This is a genomic window from Pandoraea cepalis (assembly GCF_902459665.1).
Classification (GTDB): Bacteria; Pseudomonadota; Gammaproteobacteria; order Burkholderiales; family Burkholderiaceae; genus Pandoraea; species Pandoraea cepalis.
In genome coordinates, this window is record NZ_CABPSL010000005.1 from 77,730 (window position 1) to 96,222 (window position 18,493).

19 protein-coding genes are annotated in these 18,493 nt (G+C 63.7%); 8 read left to right on the plus strand and 11 right to left on the minus strand.

Going from position 1 to position 18,493, the window contains the following annotated elements; translation table 11 throughout:
* Window positions 1-129: 129 nt before the first annotated feature.
* Entirely contained in the window at window positions 130-1,326 is a 1,197-nt protein-coding gene (locus PCE31106_RS08825; RefSeq protein ID WP_254440959.1) for a pyridoxal phosphate-dependent aminotransferase, read from the plus strand.
* A gap of 107 nt (window positions 1,327-1,433) precedes the next feature.
* On the opposite strand, the gene PCE31106_RS08830 is transcribed toward PCE31106_RS08825, so the two are convergent.
* Complete coding sequence (locus PCE31106_RS08830; protein ID WP_130025602.1) at window positions 1,434-2,090, minus strand: glutathione S-transferase family protein; 657 nt, start codon at window positions 2,088-2,090, stop codon at window positions 1,434-1,436.
* Window positions 2,091-2,690: 600 nt separating this feature from the next.
* Here PCE31106_RS08830 and PCE31106_RS08835 point away from each other — a divergent pair.
* The 7 genes from PCE31106_RS08835 to PCE31106_RS08865 all read left to right on the plus strand — a co-directional run bounded on the left by PCE31106_RS08835 (window position 2,691) and on the right by PCE31106_RS08865 (window position 9,734).
* Window positions 2,691-4,247 (plus strand): 3-hydroxyacyl-CoA dehydrogenase, encoded by a 1,557-nt coding sequence (locus tag PCE31106_RS08835; protein ID WP_150563042.1) that lies wholly within the window; start codon window positions 2,691-2,693, stop codon window positions 4,245-4,247.
* Window positions 4,248-4,263: 16 nt separating this feature from the next.
* Entirely contained in the window at window positions 4,264-5,043 is a 780-nt protein-coding gene (locus PCE31106_RS08840; RefSeq protein ID WP_017233036.1) for an oxepin-CoA hydrolase, alternative type, read from the plus strand.
* Window positions 5,044-5,146: 103 nt separating this feature from the next.
* Complete coding sequence (locus PCE31106_RS08845; protein WP_150563043.1) at window positions 5,147-5,905, plus strand: histidine phosphatase family protein; 759 nt, start codon at window positions 5,147-5,149, stop codon at window positions 5,903-5,905.
* 131 nt (window positions 5,906-6,036) lie between these two features.
* Window positions 6,037-7,185: a phosphotransferase gene (locus tag PCE31106_RS08850; RefSeq protein WP_150563044.1), complete on the plus strand. Its 1,149-nt coding sequence runs from the start codon at window positions 6,037-6,039 to the stop codon at window positions 7,183-7,185.
* Window positions 7,182-8,456: an acyl-CoA dehydrogenase family protein gene (locus PCE31106_RS08855; RefSeq protein WP_150563045.1), complete on the plus strand. Its 1,275-nt coding sequence runs from the start codon at window positions 7,182-7,184 to the stop codon at window positions 8,454-8,456. The genes PCE31106_RS08850 and PCE31106_RS08855 overlap by 4 nt, the downstream gene beginning before the upstream one ends.
* A complete protein-coding gene (locus tag PCE31106_RS08860; RefSeq protein WP_017233032.1) occupies window positions 8,453-9,145 on the plus strand; it encodes a glutathione S-transferase C-terminal domain-containing protein in 693 nt (230 codons plus the stop codon). Before PCE31106_RS08855 ends, PCE31106_RS08860 begins: the two co-directional genes overlap by 4 nt.
* A gap of 253 nt (window positions 9,146-9,398) precedes the next feature.
* Complete coding sequence (locus PCE31106_RS08865; protein WP_017233030.1) at window positions 9,399-9,734, plus strand: YegP family protein; 336 nt, start codon at window positions 9,399-9,401, stop codon at window positions 9,732-9,734.
* A 52-nt stretch (window positions 9,735-9,786) separates the two neighbouring features.
* On the opposite strand, the gene PCE31106_RS08870 is transcribed toward PCE31106_RS08865, so the two are convergent.
* From PCE31106_RS08870 to nuoI, 10 genes are all read right to left on the minus strand, one after another.
* Entirely contained in the window at window positions 9,787-10,242 is a 456-nt protein-coding gene (locus PCE31106_RS08870; RefSeq protein WP_017233029.1) for a MaoC family dehydratase, read from the minus strand.
* A gap of 52 nt (window positions 10,243-10,294) precedes the next feature.
* A complete protein-coding gene (locus PCE31106_RS08875) occupies window positions 10,295-10,768 on the minus strand; it encodes a DUF1178 family protein (protein WP_017233028.1) in 474 nt (157 codons plus the stop codon).
* A 64-nt stretch (window positions 10,769-10,832) separates the two neighbouring features.
* Complete coding sequence (locus PCE31106_RS08880) at window positions 10,833-11,426, minus strand: NUDIX domain-containing protein (protein ID WP_017233027.1); 594 nt, start codon at window positions 11,424-11,426, stop codon at window positions 10,833-10,835.
* 76 nt (window positions 11,427-11,502) lie between these two features.
* Window positions 11,503-11,817 carry a DUF2818 family protein gene (locus PCE31106_RS08885; RefSeq protein WP_017233026.1) on the minus strand — a complete coding sequence of 105 codons (315 nt, stop codon included), beginning with the start codon at window positions 11,815-11,817 and terminating at the stop codon, window positions 11,503-11,505.
* 90 nt (window positions 11,818-11,907) lie between these two features.
* Window positions 11,908-13,377 (minus strand): NADH-quinone oxidoreductase subunit NuoN, encoded by a 1,470-nt coding sequence (nuoN, locus tag PCE31106_RS08890; RefSeq protein ID WP_017233025.1) that lies wholly within the window; start codon window positions 13,375-13,377, stop codon window positions 11,908-11,910.
* Window positions 13,378-13,397: 20 nt separating this feature from the next.
* Window positions 13,398-14,879, minus strand: coding sequence for an NADH-quinone oxidoreductase subunit M (locus PCE31106_RS08895; RefSeq protein WP_017233024.1), 1,482 nt, complete (start codon window positions 14,877-14,879; stop codon window positions 13,398-13,400).
* Between the two features lie 18 nt (window positions 14,880-14,897).
* Window positions 14,898-16,943, minus strand: coding sequence for an NADH-quinone oxidoreductase subunit L (nuoL, locus tag PCE31106_RS08900; RefSeq protein ID WP_017233023.1), 2,046 nt, complete (start codon window positions 16,941-16,943; stop codon window positions 14,898-14,900).
* A 17-nt stretch (window positions 16,944-16,960) separates the two neighbouring features.
* Window positions 16,961-17,272, minus strand: coding sequence for an NADH-quinone oxidoreductase subunit NuoK (gene nuoK / locus PCE31106_RS08905; protein WP_017233022.1), 312 nt, complete (start codon window positions 17,270-17,272; stop codon window positions 16,961-16,963).
* Between the two features lie 9 nt (window positions 17,273-17,281).
* A complete protein-coding gene (locus PCE31106_RS08910) occupies window positions 17,282-17,917 on the minus strand; it encodes an NADH-quinone oxidoreductase subunit J (RefSeq protein WP_150563046.1) in 636 nt (211 codons plus the stop codon).
* Between the two features lie 79 nt (window positions 17,918-17,996).
* A complete protein-coding gene (nuoI, locus tag PCE31106_RS08915; RefSeq protein WP_017233020.1) occupies window positions 17,997-18,488 on the minus strand; it encodes an NADH-quinone oxidoreductase subunit NuoI in 492 nt (163 codons plus the stop codon).
* Between the last annotated feature and the right edge of the window lie 5 nt (window positions 18,489-18,493).

Consider the following 18,493-nt stretch of genomic DNA (forward strand, 5'->3'; position numbering starts at 1 on the left):
TCCGATCGGAATCGACGGACGCATGGCCGCGGCATGTCCGAAAACGCAACCCAACCTCCGGCATCGCCCGCAGGCCGGGCGCAGCGGCGGTAGAATGGCGGCCTGATCACTGCATCGTCCACTGCCTACATGAACGCGCCCCACACCGCATCTGTCGCGCCCGCCGCTCAGGCGTTGGTCGCCCCGCCGCTTGCGTCACGTCTGCCGAACGTCGGCACCACCATTTTCACCGTGATGTCGGCGCTCGCCGCCGAGAAGCAGGCGGTGAACCTCGGGCAGGGCTTCCCCGATTTCGCGTGCGATCCGAAGATCGTCGATGCCGTCTCGCGCGCAATGCGCGACGGCCATAACCAGTACCCGCCGATGGCCGGCGTGCCGGCATTGCGCCAGGCGATCGCCGACAAGATCGGCCGGCTTTACGGGCAGACTTACGACTGGAACACGGAAATCACGGTGACGGCCGGTGCCACGCAGGCCCTGCTCACGGCCATTCTCGCGTGCGTGCATCCGGGCGACGAGGTGATCGTGTTCGAGCCGACGTATGACAGTTACGTCCCCTCGATCGAGCTGGCCGGTGGCAAGCCTGTGTTCATCACGCTCGACGCGCCCGAGTTCCGCATTCCGTTCGACAAGCTGGCGGCGGCGATCACGCGGCGCACGCGTCTCATCCTGTTCAACACGCCGCACAATCCCAGCGGCACCGTGTGGCACGAGCAGGATCTCGCGAAGCTCGCCGAGATCGTGGCCGGCACCGACATCCTCCTGATCTCCGACGAGGTCTACGAACACATGGTGTACGACGGCAAGCGGCACGAGAGTGTGGCGCGCCATCCCGAACTCGCGCGCCGCAGCTTCATCGTGTCGAGCTTCGGCAAGACATATCACGTGACGGGCTGGAAGGTCGGATTCGTGGCGGCGCCGGCGTCACTCTCGGCCGAATTCCGCAAGGTGCATCAGTTCAACGTGTTCACGGTCAACACGCCAATGCAGGTCGGTCTGGCCGACTACATGCGCGATCCCGCCCCGTACCTCGAACTCGCAGGCTTCTACCAGAAGAAGCGCGACCTGTTCCGCGAGGGGCTTGCGGGCACGCGCTTCAAGTTGCTGCCGTGTGAAGGCACTTACTTCCAGTGCGTGGATTACAGCGCGATCAGCGACATGAGCGAAGCCGACTTCGCGCTGTGGCTGACCGGCGAGATCGGCGTGGCGGCCATTCCCGTCTCGGCGTTCTATCATGAGCCGCATGAATCCGGTGTGGTGCGCTTCTGCTTCGCCAAGCGGGACGACACGCTGCGCGAGGCGCTGGCACGACTCGCAAAGATCTGACGCGAACCGCTTCAGCAAGACGCAAAAGGGCCGCGATCTTTTTCCAATCGCGGCCCTTTCGTTTTTGCCTCGGCGCGTGATGCGCGGCGGTGGCAGGCTCGGCGGAATTACCCCGCCTTCTTTGCCTGCTGGGCCTGCTGGTACGCCTTCTGCTCAGCGCGCATGCGCTGGAACGATTCGCGTTCGGCGAGCCCCTTGCCATACGCCTTCCAGTCGATGCCGGCCGCTTGCAGGAAATCCTCCCCATACACGGCTTGTGTGGCCATCCCCAGGATCGGCAGATGGATGCCCGCGGCGACGTCGGCCATCGAGAAGGTATCGCCGGCAAGGTAAGGCGCAAACTTTGCCAGCCGCTTGAACGCCACGATGTTCCGGCGCAGCAGCTTCTCGGTGCGTTGACGCGTGCCATCCGAGGCCGTCGCGCCAAAAAACGCCTGCCCGTAGATGTCGCGCACAACCAGCTCCAGGTGCAACTCCACCATCGTGAGCAGTTCGCGCTCCTTCGCCTGCCGCCACGGGTCTTTCGAGAAAAGCGCGGGCGACGGATGCGTCGCTTCGAGGAAATCGCAGATCACCTGTGACTCGGACAGGAACCCTTGTTCCGTCTCCAGATACGGCACCTTGCCGAGCGGCGAGCATTGCAGCAGCGACTCATCCTGGCAGGGAATCGACTCCGACTCCTCGAATGCCAAGCCCTTCTCATACAGTACTACCTTGACCTTGTTGTAATAGTTGCTGATGGGAAAACCGTACAGCTTCAACATGATGTCTCCGATGCGTCACGGCTAGCGCCTCGGTTGTCGTCGAGGCAGCGGTGCGTGCGCAGTGTCATGATGCGTCCCTGGTGCGCTGCCGCCGATGGAGCGGTAGCGCGTCGTTGTCGGCCGATCGCGCGACGGTGGTGCGACGGTGGTGTGACGGTTGCAGCATCGTTGTCGATCCACACGCTCACTGCGTCATGCAGCGAGCGCCACGGGGTCAACCTTGGCGATGCGTGCAACCGACGCGACTGGCGGCCACCCGCAGTGTAACGGCATCGCACGATCGGTCGTGAGACGCGCACACGGGAAGATGTCCCGAAATCTGCCTCCCGGCCCAACGGCAGGTCCACGAACGGTCCGATGGACTACGTCCCCGGCCGACCGCCCAGCGGAACAAGCGCTGGCAGCCGCCGCAAGATCGGCGACAATAGCGCCAACGCGTGATGGGCACCGGTTTGCATTGCTCGGCGAGTCATCAGGAAATTCATTTCCAGACCGACCGGTCGGACGATAGAATGTTGCATCCCCTCCGTGCCAGCGCCGGGCGCGCCCACCGCGCGACTCCGATCGACGACCATCGACCCCCATTTCGAGACACTCCGAATGACTGCATCCTCCTCCCAGGCCTGCGCGAACTCCCCCGGCAAGACTATCGACGTGCTGGGCATCGTCGGCGCCGGTGCCATGGGCCGTGGCATCGCCCAGATCGCCGCGCAGGCTGGCCTGCGCGTGAAACTTTACGACACCAACGCCAGCGCCGTGCAAGCCGCACTGGGCACCCTGCGCGACACGCTGGACAAGCTCGCCGCGAAGGGCAAGATCGAAGCGTCGAGTGTCGAGGCGACGATGGGCCGTCTGCAGGCATGCGGCGTCCTTGAGGATCTGGCCGATTGCCAGCTCGTGGTCGAAGCCATTATCGAAAAACTCGACATCAAGCGCGATCTGTTCCGCTCGCTGGAGGGCATCGTTGCGGCAGACGCGATTCTCGCGTCGAACACGTCGTCGCTATCGATCACGGCGATCGCCGCCGCGTGCGAACGTCCGGAGCGCGTGGCCGGCTACCACTTCTTCAACCCGGTACCGCTCATGAAGGTGGTGGAGGTGATCGACGGCCTGCGTACCGCCCCCGAGGTCGGCGATGCGTTGCTCGCGCTGGGTCAGCGCATGGGGCACACGGCCGTGCGCTGCAAGGACATGCCGGGCTTCATCGTCAACCACGCCGGGCGCGGGATGAACACCGAAGGCCTGCGCGTGGCGAGTGAAGGTGTGGCGAGCTTTGCTGACATCGACCGTATCCTGCGCGAGCAGGCGGGCTTTCGTCTTGGCACGTTCGAACTGCTCGATCTCACGGCACTCGACGTCTCGCACCCGGTGATGGAATCGATCTACCACCAGTTCTACGAAGAAGCCCGCTTCCGTCCGTCGCCGATCACGGCCGTACGCTTCGCGGGCGGCCTGCTGGGCCGCAAGGTCGGCGAAGGCTTCTATCGCTATGTCGACGGCAAACAGCAAGTGCCGCCTGAAGCCCCGGCGCCCGACACCCTGCCCGCCAGCGTCTGGGTGAGCCGGGCCGATACGCGCGGCTTCGCGGCCGTGGTCGAACTGCTCGGCGCGACGGGCGTGACCCTCGAAAGCGGCGACAAGCCGTCAGCAACGGCGCTGATCGTTGTCACGCCGCTCGGCCTCGACGCCACGACCTGCGCCGTCGAACAGGGACTCGACGCGGCGCGCACGGTGGCCGTCGACACGCTGCTGCCGCTCGCCGGCGCGAAGCGCCACACGCTGATGACCACGCCGATCACGACGCCCGAAGCACGCAACGCCGCACACGCCCTGTTTGCGCACGGCGGCACACCCGTGACGGTGATTCGCGACTCGGCGGGCTTTGTCGCCCAGCGCGTGATCGCCACCATCGTGAACATCGGCGCCGACATCGCGCAGCAACGCATCGCAGCACCCGGCGACATCGATCGCGCCGTGACGCTGGGCCTGGGCTACGCCAAAGGGCCGCTCGCACTCGGCGATGCCGTCGGCGCTCGCCAACTGCTCACCGTGCTGCGCAATCTGCAATCGTTCTATGGCGATCAGCGCTATCGTCCGTCGCCGTGGCTCACGCGCCGCGCGCAACTGGGCGTGTCGCTGCTGACCGAAGAACAGTGATCTGGAGACTCGCCCCATGAGCGCCGAACTGCTTGCCGAACGCGTTGACCACACGCTGGTGCTGACGCTGTCGAACCCGGGGGCGCGCAATGCGCTGCACCCCGACATGTACGCCGCCGGGGTCGAAGCGCTGACCACGGCCGAGCGCGACCCGTCCGTGCGCGCCGTGGTGCTCACCGGCGCCGACAACTTCTTTTGCGCGGGCGGCAACCTGAACCGGTTGCTGGAGAATCGTCAGAAGGACCCATCGGTACAGGCGGCAAGCATCGACGCGCTCGCTGAATGGATCGAGGCGCTGCGTGCGTGTCCGAAGCCGGTCATCGCGGCCGTCGAGGGCGCTGCCGCCGGGGCGGGCTTCTCGCTCGCGCTCGCGTGCGACCTGCTCGTCGCGGCCGACAACGCCAAGTTCGTGATGGCCTACGTCAAGGTCGGCCTCACGCCCGATGGCGGCGGCTCGTGGTTCCTCTCGCAAGCCCTGCCCCGCCCGCTCGCCACCGAGATCCTGCTCGAAGGCAAACCGGTCGCGGCGGCGCGCCTCGCTGCAGCCGGTCTCGTCAACCGCGTGGTCGCGCCGGGACAAGCCCGGGCCGAGGCGCTGAACTGGGCGACCGATCTCGCGCAGCTCTCGCCGAACGCCGTCGGCCGGATCAAGTCGCTCATCGAAAGCGGTGCCAGCGAGACGCTCACCTCGCAGTTGGGCGCCGAGCGCGATAGTTTCGTCGCATCGCTTCACCATGCTGACGGTCTGGAAGGAATCAGTGCCTTCCTTGAGAAACGTCCGGCAAAATACGCCTGATGGCTTGACCGACCGCGCACGAACTTTGGACACGCGCGGTCGGTCAATGCCTTGCCGCAGCGCCCCGTTAGACTGCCGGCGCCCCTCTCAGGAGAGTTACCGCATGCGCGACTCACTCGGCCAATCCGGCTCCGCCGCCGGTCCCTTGGTATTCACGCCACCACAGCGCCGCCGCATCTATCTGATGCGTCATGGCGATGTCACGTACTTCGACGACAGCGGCAAGCCTATCGACGCCGACGCCGTCGCACTCAACGAGCTGGGGCGCTCGCAAGCCAGCGCCGCCGGACGCGCCTTTGCCGCCGAGAACATCCGCTTCGATCGCGTGATCGTGAGCGGCCTGCCGCGCACCCGCGAGACGGCCGAGCGCGTGCTGGCCGAGACCGGGCAACAGATCGACATCGAGACGTGGACGTGCTGGCGGGAAATTCGCGCCGGCAACATTGCCGACCTGCCGCCGGGCGAGATCGCGCAGGCGTTTCTCGGCGCGTTCGACGGCCTCGTGCCCGAAAGCACCCGCTTCATGAACGGCGAGTCGGTGCGCGAGTTGCTCGACCGCGTGGTGCCGCCGCTGGCGGAGCTGCGCGCCGATACTTCGTGGGATACGGTACTACTGGTGTTGCACGGCGGCGTGAATCGGGCGATTCTCTCGCATGCCATGCATCCGCTCGGACGCCTCTTCCTGGGCCAGCTCGCTCAGACCCCCGCCTGCATCAACGCGCTCGACGTGGGCGACAAGCCCGAAGACTGGGTCGTGCGCCTGATGAACTTTGCGCCGCCGCAACTGCTGCATCGCGATAACCGGCTGACCGTCATGGAAAAGATCTTCGCGTCGTTTGTGCGCACGCGAGCGCGAGGATAAGCGCGTCGGGCCATCGCGCGACGTGAAGCGTCCGCACACGCAATAAGTAACAAGCCAAAAGCAAAAAGCAACGCAGTCGAAACGGTCGAAATCGTCACGAACAACGTAGCACCGGGAATGCAGGAGACAGCATGGCCGAGGAGCTCGCGCAAGACTATTCCACATTTGCCGGCGAACGCGCACTGGACGCGCGCGCGCCCTTCGATACCGCCGCGCTCGAAGGCTGGCTCGCCGCGCATGTCGACGGCTTTGCCGGGCCGCTGGCGATCACGCAGTTCAACGGCGGTCAATCCAATCCGACTTATCGCCTGACGACCCCCAACGCCGCCTACGTGCTGCGTACCAAGCCCGCACCGGCCGCCAAACTGCTCCCGTCCGCCCACGCCATCGAGCGCGAATATCGTGTGATGGATGCCCTCGCCGGCACCGATGTCCCCGTCGCCCGCATGCGGGGACTGTGCGTGGACGAAAGCGTGATCGGGCTGGCGTTCTATGTCATGGACTTCGTGCCGGGGCGCGTGTTGTGGGACCCCTCGCTGCCCGGCATGACGCCGGCCGAGCGCGGCGCCATCTACGACGAGATGAACCGCGTCATCTCGGCCCTGCACCGGGTCGACTACGCGGCCATCGGCCTTGCGTCCTACGGCAAGCCTGGCGGCTACATCGCGCGCCAGATCGCCCGGTGGAGCCAGCAATACCGCGCCTCACCGACGCAGACGATCGACGCGATGGACCGTCTCATCGAGTGGCTGCCCGCGCATTTGCCGTCTGGCGTGCCCGAGCGCACCAGCATCGTGCACGGCGACTTCCGCCTCGACAATCTGATCTTCCATCCGAGCGAGCCGCGCGTACTCGCCGTGCTCGACTGGGAACTGTCGACGCTCGGCGACCCGCTTGCCGACTTCAGTTATCACTGCATGGCGTGGCACGTCACCCCCGGCGTGTTTCGCGGGATTGCCGGCCTCGATTGGGCCGCCCTCGGCATACCGGACGAAAACGCCTACGTCGCCCGCTACAGCGAGCGCACGGGGATTGACCGGCCCGCGCAGTGGTATTTCTATCTCGCGTATAACATGTTCCGTATCGCCGCAATTCTGCAAGGCATCATGAAGCGCGTCGCCGACGGCACGGCCGTCAGCCAGCAGGCGCTCGATGCCGGCCAGCGCGCGCGGCCGATGGCGGAACTCGCCTGGATGTACGCGCAGCGCAGCACAGCCCCCGCGCAGTGCGGGTCCCGGGATCTCGATCACGCAGGCAGTCAAGGAACGCAGACCTCATGAATTTCACCTACAGCCCGAAAGTCGAGGCATTGCGCGAGCGCCTCACCGCGTTCTTCGACGAGCACATTTTCCCGAACGAGCGTCACTATCTCGAAGCGATCGAGGTGGCGCGGCGCCAAGGCGACGCATGGCAGCCGTCGCCGGTCATCGAGCGCCTCAAGCCGCTCGCGCAGCAGGCCGGGCTGTGGAACCTGTTCCTGCCCGACTCGGGGCGCGGCGCGGGCCTGACCAACGTCGAATACGCACCGCTGTGCGAGATCATGGGACAAGTCCCGTGGGCGCCGGAAGTCTTCAATTGCAACGCCCCCGACACGGGCAACATGGAAACGCTCGAGCGCTACGCGACCGACGCGCAAAAGGCGCAATGGCTCGAACCGCTGCTGCGCGGCGAGATCCGCTCGGCCTTTCTGATGACGGAGCCGGACGTGGCGTCGTCCGACGCCACCAACGTCCAGTGCCGCATTCGCCGCGACGGCGACGACTACGTCATCAGTGGCCGCAAGTGGTGGTCGACCGGCGCGGGCGACCCACGTTGCGCCGTCTACATCGTGATGGGCAAGACCGATCCGGACGCGCCGAAGCATGCCCAACAGTCGATGATTCTCGTGCCGGCCGACGCCAAGGGCGTAACGCGCGTGCGCCCGCTCACCGTCTTCGGCTACGACGACGCCCCACACGGCCATATGGAAATCGTGCTCGATGACGTTCGTGTGCCGGCCAGCAGTCTCCTGCTCGGCGAGGGACGCGGCTTCGAGATCGCGCAGGGGCGTCTCGGCCCGGGGCGTATCCACCACTGCATGCGGCTCATCGGGCTGGCCGAGCGTGCGCTTTCGCTGATGTGCCAGCGTACGCTCTCGCGGGTGGCGTTCGGCAAGCCGATCGCGGCGCAGGGCGTCACGCGCGAGCGCATCGCCGAAGCCCGGTGTTTGATCGAACAGGCGCGCCTGCTCACGCTCAAGGCCGCCTATATGATGGACACGGTCGGCAACAAGGCGGCGCGGGCCGAGATCGCCATGATCAAGGTCGTGGCGCCGACCATGGCGTGTCAGGTGCTCGACTGGGCGATGCAGGCGCATGGCGCGGCGGGGCTCTCGGGAGACTTCCCGCTGGCCTACGCGTATGCGAGCGCGCGCACGTTGCGCTTCGCGGACGGCCCCGACGAAGTCCATCGCAACGCCATCGCCAAGCTGGAACTGGCGCGCTACGCGAGCGCGCCGAGCGCCCCCGGCGCCCCGTCGTCAACCGACACCCCAACAAGGAGCCACAATTGATTCAGCTCTACTCCTGGGCCACGCCCAACGGCCACAAGGTCCACATCATGCTCGAAGAGTGCGGGTTGCCCTACCACGCACATGCCGTCGATATCGGGGCGGGCGACCAGTTCAAGGACGCCTTCCTCGCCATCTCGCCGAACAACAAGATTCCGGCCATCGTCGACGAGGACGGGCCGGACGGCAAGCCAATCTCGCTGTTCGAGTCGGGAGCGATCCTGCTGTATCTGGCCGGCAAGACCGGGCGCTTCCTGCCCGAGGATGTGCGCGGCAAGTACGAGACGCTCGAATGGCTGATGTTCCAGATGGGGGGCGTGGGACCGATGCTCGGTCAGGCGCACCATTTTCGGATCTACGCGCCCGAGAAAATCGATTACGCGATCAAGCGCTACACCAATGAGGCCCGGCGCCTGTACGGCGTGCTCGACAAGCAGCTCGGTCATCACCCCTACGTATCGGGCAACATGTACACCATTGCGGATATTGCGATCTGGCCGTGGCTGCGCTCGTGGAAGAATCAAGGTGTGGTGATGTCGGACTTCCCCAACGTGCAGCGCTGGTTCGACGCCATCGAGGCCCGTCCGGCCGTGCAGCGCGGCATCAAGGTGCTGGCCGACGCGCGCAAGCCGCTTCAGGATGCCAAGGCCCGCGAGATACTGTTCGGCGCGACGCAATACGCGCGCCATTAGGCCACGGGCGAGCGGTGACGGTCCGGCGGGGCGTAGAGCGAAGTGGTTGACACTTCGCAACAGACTGCGGTTTCGCCGCGACGCTGGCGGTGCTAATCTAGGCGCATTACGCTCGATGCGTAGGCGCGTCGAACACGCCGAACACGTACCTGCAGACGTTTTTCAAACGTCTGCGACGCGGCTGGCCGCCGTCGTCCCCTTGCAGTTCGCAGTCCCTCGCCGCTGGCTTTTGGAAGATCCGGGAGATCCACATATGTCAGGCAAGTTCGAACTCAAGCGCAGTCCCAACGGTGAATTCCACTTTCACCTGATGGCCGACAGCGGGCACATTATCCTTTCGTCCGAGACATACAAGGCGCGGGCCTCTGCGCAGAACGGTATCGAGTCCGTTCGCAAGAATTCGGCCGAGGACCACCGTTTCGAGCGCAAGACGTCGACGTCCGGCCGCCCGTATTTCGTGCTCAAGGCGCGCAATGGCGAGATCATCGGTCAAAGCCAGATGTTTTCGAGCGCCGAGCAGATGGAAGACGGCATCACGCAGGTCAAACGCGATGCCCCGGCGGCCTCGGTGAGCGATCTGTCACATTGAGACCGCCGCGGCAGGCCGACGCGAGCGTGGGTGAGCCCGACGCTCGCGTGACTCAGTCACCGCGCTTCAAATAGAGCCCGGTTCCGCGGAACCGGCACACTTCTTCGCCGTGCTGATTCGTCGCCGTCCAGAGCTGGCGCACGATGCCCCGATCGGGACGGCTTTTCGACGCGCGCACTTCCAGCGTGCTGCTCGTGACCGTGATCGTGTCTCCCGGACGCACCGGTTTGAGCCACTCGATCTGCTCGACGCCCGGCGACCCCATGCTCGATGAGCGCGAGAGCAGTTGGTCGACGTTCATCCGCATCATGATGCTGCATGTGTGCCAGCCGCTGGCCACCAGCCCACCGAAATGCGACTCGCGCCCGGCCGCTTCATCGATGTGAAACGGCTGGGGATCGAACTGCCGCGCAAAATGCACGATCTCGTCCGCCGTGAACGTGTATTCGCCCAGATCGAAGGTGTCACCGACCGTGAAGTCTTCGAAGTAGTACTCGAGAGTTGCCATCGCTAGCTCCTGCATGCGGCGTGCTGGCGTCATCCGCCAGCCGGTTACGGGCTTACTGCAACGTATCCTTGAAGCCGTCGGGAATCGGCAGCGGCATGACGTCGATGCCCTCTTCCGCCAGTGCTTCGCTCTCTTCGCGCGACACCGTGCCGCGAATATTGCGCTCCGGGGCTTCCGCATAGTGAATCTTGCGGGCTTCCTCGGCAAACTGGCTGCCCACGTCTTCCGTGTTCGCCATGACGTGACGCACCGCCTTCATCCAGAGCGTCTGCAGCTCGCTTTTCGCTTTGGCGACGTCCCGCGAGGCCGAGTCGCCGGGCGGTCGCGCGGCCGGCGCGCCTTCGGCACGCAACGTCGCCCCCGACAGATTCAGGCGCGGCGCAGACGGCATGCGGGCAATCTTCGCGTCGCCGCAGACGGGACATGTCACCAGCCCCCGCGCTTGCTGCGACAGGTAATCGTCCTCCGAGCCGAACCAGCCCTCGAAGGTGTGCTCGTGTGCACAACGCAAGTCAAAAACCTTCATGACGCAATGGATGTATCCCGACCCCGTGGGTCACGAGACCGGGGATCGAAAAAATGACGATGGATCAGCGTTGTGGCGACCGCTCGTTCGGCTGCCACACGCCCGATAATATCTTTTCCAGCCAGAATGCGCCGATGATCGATTTGACGTCCGTGATACGCCCGTCCCGCACCCATTGCAGCAGTTCGGTCGCGGGCATCTTGAACACGTCGAGAAACTCGCCCTCGTCGAGGCGTTGTTCGCCAAGCGTGAGGTCGCGCGCAAGCCAGATGTCGATGAACTCCGTCGAGTACGAAATCACCGGGTGAATACGCGTGAGGTAATCCCAGCGCTCGGCGCGATACCCCGTCTCTTCCAGCAACTCACGCTGGCCGCACGCCAGACCGCCCTCCGCATCGTCGAGCTTGCCGGCGGGCAGCTCCGTCATCACGCGCTCGAGCGGATACCGATACTGACGCTCCATGAGCACCTGGCCGTCGTCGAAGAGCGGGATCACCATGACGGCCCCCGGATGGGTGGTGTATTCGCGCGTTGCCGTCTTGCCGTCAGGCAGACGCACGCGGTCGCGCTTGATGGTCAGGAACGAACCGTCATACACCGTATCGCTCTCAAGACGCGTCTCAATCAGATGTCGATCGTCGAATTGACGCTGGGTCATAAGCCCTCCACGGCTGAAAATTGGCGAACCCAAAACAAAACGCCGCCCAAGGGCGGCGTCTTGCGAAGCAAACATCTCAGGCCACAACGGCAGCCGGTCGATGGCGCCACAAATACCGGTACACGAAGCCCGGAAACGCGAACACGACGAAAAGACTGGCCGTGACCGCATAGAACTGCCAGCCCTGCGAAAACACGTTGCCGATACCCGACTCGATCAGATAACCGAGCGCCCCCACCACGAAGTAAGCCACCGCCATCTCGACCAGCCGGCACCACAGCGGCTTGACCGCTCGCTTGAGCGCGATGACGCCAAACAGGCGCTGGTTCACGAACGGCAGATTCGCGCCCAACAGGGACAGCACAATCACCAGCATACCGCCTGCCGACATACCCATCGATCATCCCTCCGCCGGTTCGTCTGTCGTGCGCCGGGCCGGTCATTTCGACCCGCCCGGCCGCCTTCGTGTAGTCTAACGCGCTCAGCTGGCGAGCGTCAGCTTGATGGTGCGCAGGCACCAGTCCATCAGCGGGCCAGGCATCAAGCCCAGGTACAGCAGGACCAAACCGTTGAGCGACAGCACGAAACGCATCGTGCCGCTGCCCTGCAGCGCATTGTGGTCATCGGCCTTGTCGAAGTACATCAGCTTGACGACACGCAGGTAGTAGAACGCACCGATCAGCGAGGCCAACACCGCCACCACCGCCAACCACACCATGCCCGCGTTCACCACGGCTTGCAGCACGGCCAGCTTGGCGTAGAAGCCTGCCAGCGGCGGAATGCCGGCCAGCGAGAACATCAGCATCAGCATCACGAACGCGAACCACGGGCTACGCTGGTTCAGGCCCTTCAGATCGGAGAGATTCTCTGCCTCGAAGCCTTGGCGCGAGAGCAGCAGCACGATACCGAACGTGCCCAGCGTCGTGAGCAGGTAGATCACGCTGTAGAACATCGACGAACCGTAGGCGTCGGCGATCCCGTCGATCTTGCCGCCCACCACGCCCGAGAGCATGCCCAGCAGCACGAAGCCCATGTGCGAGATGGTCGAGTAGGCCAGCAGGCGCTTGACGTTGGTCTGCACGATCGCCGTCAGGTTACCGATCACCAGCGAGAGCACCGCCATGATGATCAGCATCTGCTGCCAGTCGATCGCCAGCGGCAGCATGCCTTCGACGAGCAAGCGCAGCAGCAGCGCGAAGGCGCCCAGCTTCGGCGCGCCACCGATGAGCAGCGTGACCGGGGTCGGCGCGCCCTGGTAGACGTCGGGCACCCACATGTGGAACGGCGCGGCGCCGAGCTTGAACGCCAGACCGGCCACCACGAACACAACGCCGAACACCAGCACGACCTTGTTCACAGCACCCGAAGCGATGACTTCGAAGACCTTGGACAGTTCGAGCGAGCCGGTCGCGCCGTACATCATCGACATGCCGTACAGCAGGAAGCCCGAGGCGAGCGCCCCCAGCACGTAATACTTCATGGCCGACTCGGTCGCGTTCGTCGAATCGCGCCAGACGGCGGCAAGGGCGTACAGCGACAGCGACATCAGTTCCAGACCCAGGTACAAGGTCAGGAAGTTGTTGCCCGAGATCATCACCGACAGGCCCAGCAGCGAGAACAGGCTGAGAACGTAGAAGTCGCCGCGGGCGAGACCGCGGGCTTCCAGATACTTTTGACCGTAGACGAACGTGACGAACGTAGCGAGGCCGCCAAAGGCCTTGAGCAGGTTCGACATCGGATCGGCGACGAACACATTACCGAACAGGTAGTGCGACGCCGGATCGCTGGCGTTGCATGCCCACAGCACGGACACGACTGCGGACGTGATGAGCGCCAGCACGTAGTTGAGCTTGCGCGTCTGGCCGAGGAACGCGTCGCACATCATGATCACGAGGATCATGAGCAGCAGGATGGCCTCCGGCAACGCAGGCAACAGATTGATGTTTTGCATGATCTGGATATCCTCCCCGATTAAGGCAGCTTGGTCTGCGCCACGTGGGCGAGGAGGTTAACGACGGAGGTGTGCATCAGGTCGGTAAAGGGCTTCGGATAGATACCCATGAACAGCGTGAGCGCCGCCAGCACGGCCAGCATGAAGAATTCGCGCTTGTTGATGTCGACCAGCTCGCGCACGTGATCGTTGGCGATCGCGCCGAAAATCACGCGCTTGTACATCCACAGCGAATACGCCGCACCGGTGATCAGCGAGGTCGCAGCGAGCAGACCCACCCAGAAGTTCAGCTTCACGGCGCCCAGGATCACCAGGAATTCGCCCACGAAGCCCGACGTCGCCGGCAGACCGCTGTTGGCCATCGTGAACAGCATGAACAGCGCTGCGAACTTCGGCATCGTGTTCACCACACCGCCGTAGTCGGCGATGTTGCGCGAGTGCATGCGGTCGTACAGCACACCGATACACAGGAACATGGCGCCCGAGACGAAGCCGTGCGAGATCATCTGCACCAGCGCGCCCTGCATGCCGATTTCGCTGAACATGAAGAAGCCGAGAATCGCGAAGCCCATGTGAGCGATCGACGAATACGCCACCAGCTTCTTCATGTCGGTCTGCACCAGGGCCACGAGGCCGATGTAGACGACGGCGATCAGCGCGAGCGTGATCATGAAGCCCGACAGGTAGTGACTGGCGTCCGGGGCGATCGGCAGCGAGAAGCGCAGGAAACCGTAGGCCCCAAGCTTGAGCATGATCGCGGCCAGCACGACCGAGCCGCCGGTCGGCGCTTCCACGTGGGCGTCCGGCAACCAGGTATGCACCGGCCACATCGGCACCTTCACGGCGAAGGCCATGAAGAACGCCACGAACAGCAGTATCTGCACGTTCATCGGCAGCTTCGCGGCGTACCAGTCGGTCAGCGTGAACGAGTGCGTCACGTTGTAGAGGTAGATCAGCGCGACCAGCATGAGCAGCGAGCCGAGCAGCGTGTACAGGAAGAACTTGAACGCGGCATACACCCGGTTCGGGCCGCCCCACACACCGATGATCAGGTACATCGGGATCAGCGTGGCCTCGAAGAAGACGTAGAACAGCAGGCCGTCTTGCGCCGAGAACACCCCGATCATCAGACCCGAGAGGATCAGAAACGCGGCCATGTACTGGGCGACGCGCTCCGTGATCACTTCCCAACCCGCGATCACCACGATCACCGTGATAAGCGAAGTCAGCACGATCAGCCACAGCGAGATGCCGTCGATGCCGAGGAAGTAGTTGATGTGGAAGCGGTCGATCCAGCTCGATTTCTCGACAAACTGGAACGCCGCCGTATTGGCGTCGAAGTTCGAGATCAACGGCAGCGTGACCAGGAAGCTCATCAGCGACCCGATGAGCGACAGCGCACGTGCGCCGCCCGGGTTGCGGTCATTCCCCACCGCGAGGACAACGATCCCCGAGATGATGGGTAGCCAGATGGCCAGACTCAGAAGCGGTAGCGATTGCATTATTGTTGGCTCCCCCTATTACTTGCCGTTCAACGTCACAAACAGCGTCAGGAGCCCGAGCATGCCGAGGATCATGGCGAACGCGTAGTGGTAGATGTAACCGGATTGAACGAAGCGGATGACACCGGCGAACCACCCCACCAGACGCGCGCTGCCGTTCACGACCGCGCCATCGATGAGACCTTGATCGCCAGCCTTCCACAGGCCGCGACCGATCTTGAGCGCGCCCTTGGCGAAGACCACTTCGTTGATCTTGTCCATGTAGTACTTGTTGTCGAGCAGGTTGTAGATGCCCGAGAACCGATTTTTCAGCGCTTCCGGAATATCCGGGCGCTTCAGGTAGAAGAACGCCGCGAGCACGATGCCCAGCGCCGACAGGGCGATCGGGAGCGTGCCGAACGAGTGCAGCGCCATCGCCAGCCAGCCGTGGAAATCGTGGCTCAGCTCTTCCATCGCCGGATGGTTTTCGCCAACGTAGATCACGTCCTTGAACGCCACGCCTTGCTTGAAGAAGCTGCCGAACAGCATCGGGGCAATCGCGATGGCGCCGATGATGACCGACGGAATCGCCAGCAGAATCAACGGGATCGTGACCACCGCCGGCGACTCGTGCGGCTTCTGACCCGGGGCCAGACCGTGGTGGTGATCGGCGGTTTCCTCTTCTTCCTCGTGATGCTCGTCATGGTCGTGATGCACCTGACCGAAACGCTCCTTGCCGTGGAAGACCATGAAGTACATGCGGAACGAGTAGAACGCCGTGACGAAGACGCTGGCGACCACGGCGAAGTACGCGAAGCCCGAGCCCGGCAGATGCGAGGCGGCCACGGCTTCGATGATCGAGTCCTTCGAGTAGAACCCGGCGAAGAACGGTGTCCCGATCAGCGCGAGCGAGCCCAGCAGCGACGTGATCCATGTGATCGGCATGTACTTCCACAGGCCGCCCATGTTGCGCATGTCCTGATCGTGATGCATGCCCATGATGACCGAGCCCGCACCGAGGAACAGCAGCGCCTTGAAGAACGCGTGCGTCATCAGGTGGAAGATGGCGACCGGGTAGGCCGACACGCCGAGCGCGACCGTCATGTAACCGAGCTGCGAGAGCGTCGAGTAGGCCACGACACGCTTGATGTCGTTCTGGATCATGCCCAGGAAGCCCATGAACAACGCGGTGATCGCGCCGATGATCGTGATGAACGACAGCGCCGTGTCCGAGAGTTCGAACAGCGGCGACATGCGGCTCACCATGAAGATCCCCGCGGTCACCATCGTGGCCGCGTGAATCAGTGCCGAAATCGGGGTCGGGCCTTCCATCGAGTCCGGCAGCCACACGTGCAGCGGGAACTGCGCCGACTTACCCATCGCACCGATGAACAGGCAGATACAGGCCACGGTGATCAGGCGCCAGTCGGTGCCCGGGAACGACAGGGCCGCGACCTCGTTGGCCTTGGCGAACACTTCGCCGTAGTTCAGCGTGCCGGTGAAGGCCAGCAGCAGGCCGATACCGAGCAGGAAACCGAAGTCGCCGACGCGGTTGACCAGGAACGCCTTCATGTTGGCGTAGATCGCGGTCGGACGCGTGTACCAGAAACCGATCAGCAGGTACGAGACCAGGCCCACCGCTTCCCAGCCGAAGAACAGTTGCAGGAAGTTGTTGCTCATCACGAGCATCAACATCGAGAACGTGAACAGCGAGATGTACGAGAAGAAGCGCTGGTAGCCAGGATCTTCCGCCATGTAGCCGATGGTGTAGATGTGCACCATGAGCGAGACGGAAGTGACCACGCACATCATCGTGACGGTGAGCGTGTCGACGAGGAAGCCGATCTCGAGCTTGAGCTCGCCGATGCGGGCCCATTCGTAGACGGTGGCGTTGAAGCTCGCCCCGTTCATGACGTCGATGAACGTCATGACCGACAGGACAAACGCGACCAGTACGCCGAGGATCGTGACCGTGTGGGCGCCCGCGCGTCCGACTTGCTTGCCGAACAGGCCGGCAATCAAGGAGCCGACGAGCGGCGCCAGCGGGATCGCGAGCAGCAGGTTGGGATTCAATGTGGATGCCATAACAGCGTTCGCTTTGTTTAACCCTTGAGGCGGTCGAGATCTTCGACGTTGACCGTTTCGAGCTTACGGAACAGCGTGACCAGAATGGCCAGCCCGATCGCGGCTTCCGCCGCGGCCACCGTAAGAATGAAGAACACGAATACCTGACCGGCAATGTCGCCCAGGTAATGCGAAAACGCGACGAAGTTCAGATTGACCGCGAGCAACATCAGCTCGATGGCCATGAGCAGCACAATCACATTTCTGCGGTTGAGGAAGATACCGGTAATGCTGATCGCGAAGAGAATCGCGCCCAACACCAGGTAATGCGCTAGCGACAACGAGATCATGCTGTCTCCTTATTCCGCCGCCGGCGCGTCGGTGCCGGTGGACTGCTGCCGGGCTTCGGCGGGCATCGACACCAGACGCACGCGGTCGCGCGCCTTCACGCGCACCTGCTGGCTCGGGTCGGTCTGTTTGTGGTCCTTACGGGTACGCATGGTCAGCGCAACTGCCGCCACGACCGCCACCAGCAGGATCAGACCTGCCACTTCGAAGGCAAAGATATAGTCGGTGTACAGCGCGATACCAAGCGCCTTGGTGTTCGCCACGTCCGGGGCCGAGACCGCCTTGACCGGCGCGCGCGTGGCGCCGTAGCCGCGCATGAGCACCAGTGCCGATTCGACGATCATGATCGCGCCGACGGCGCTCGCCAGCGGAATGAACTTGCCGAAACCGCGCCGCAGTTCGTCGAGATTGATGTCGATCATCATCACCACGAACAGGAACAGCACCATCACCGCGCCGACATACACGAGCACCAGCATGATGGCGAGGAACTCGGCCTCGAGCAGCATCCAGATCGCCGCGGCGTTGAAGAAGGCGAGCACCAGGAACAGTGCCGACTGTACGGGGTTGCGCGCGGTCACGACCTTCAGGCCGGAGATCACGAGGATCAGCGCAAACACGTAGAAAAGAAAGGTTGTGAATTCCATAATCACCGGGTGTTGCGAGAATTAGCCAACGTCAATTGCCGTACCGGGCGCACCGTCGCTGCGCTGCGCCCTGCCCTGCTTAACGGTACGGCGCATCGGCCGCCTTGGCCGCCGCGATCTCGTTTTCGTAACGATCGCCCACCGCGAGCAACATCTCCTTGGTGAAGTACAGATCGCCACGCTTCTCGCCGTGGTACTCGAGAATGTGCGTCTCGACGATCGAGTCCACCGGGCAGCTTTCTTCGCAGAAGCCGCAGAAAATGCACTTGGTCAGATCGATGTCGTAGCGCGTGGTACGGCGGGTGCCGTCGTCGCGCACATCCGACTCGATCGTGATGGCCATTGCCGGGCACACCGCTTCGCACAGCTTGCAGGCGATGCAGCGCTCTTCACCATTCGGATAACGGCGCAGCGCATGCAGACCGCGAAATCGCGGCGACATCGGCGTCTTCTCTTCCGGAAACTGCACCGTCACCTTGCGTGCGAACGTATAGCGCCCTGTGAGCGCCATGCCCTTGAGCAGTTCCAACAACAGGAAACTGCCGAAAAAGTCTTTGATTGCCCTTACCATGGGAT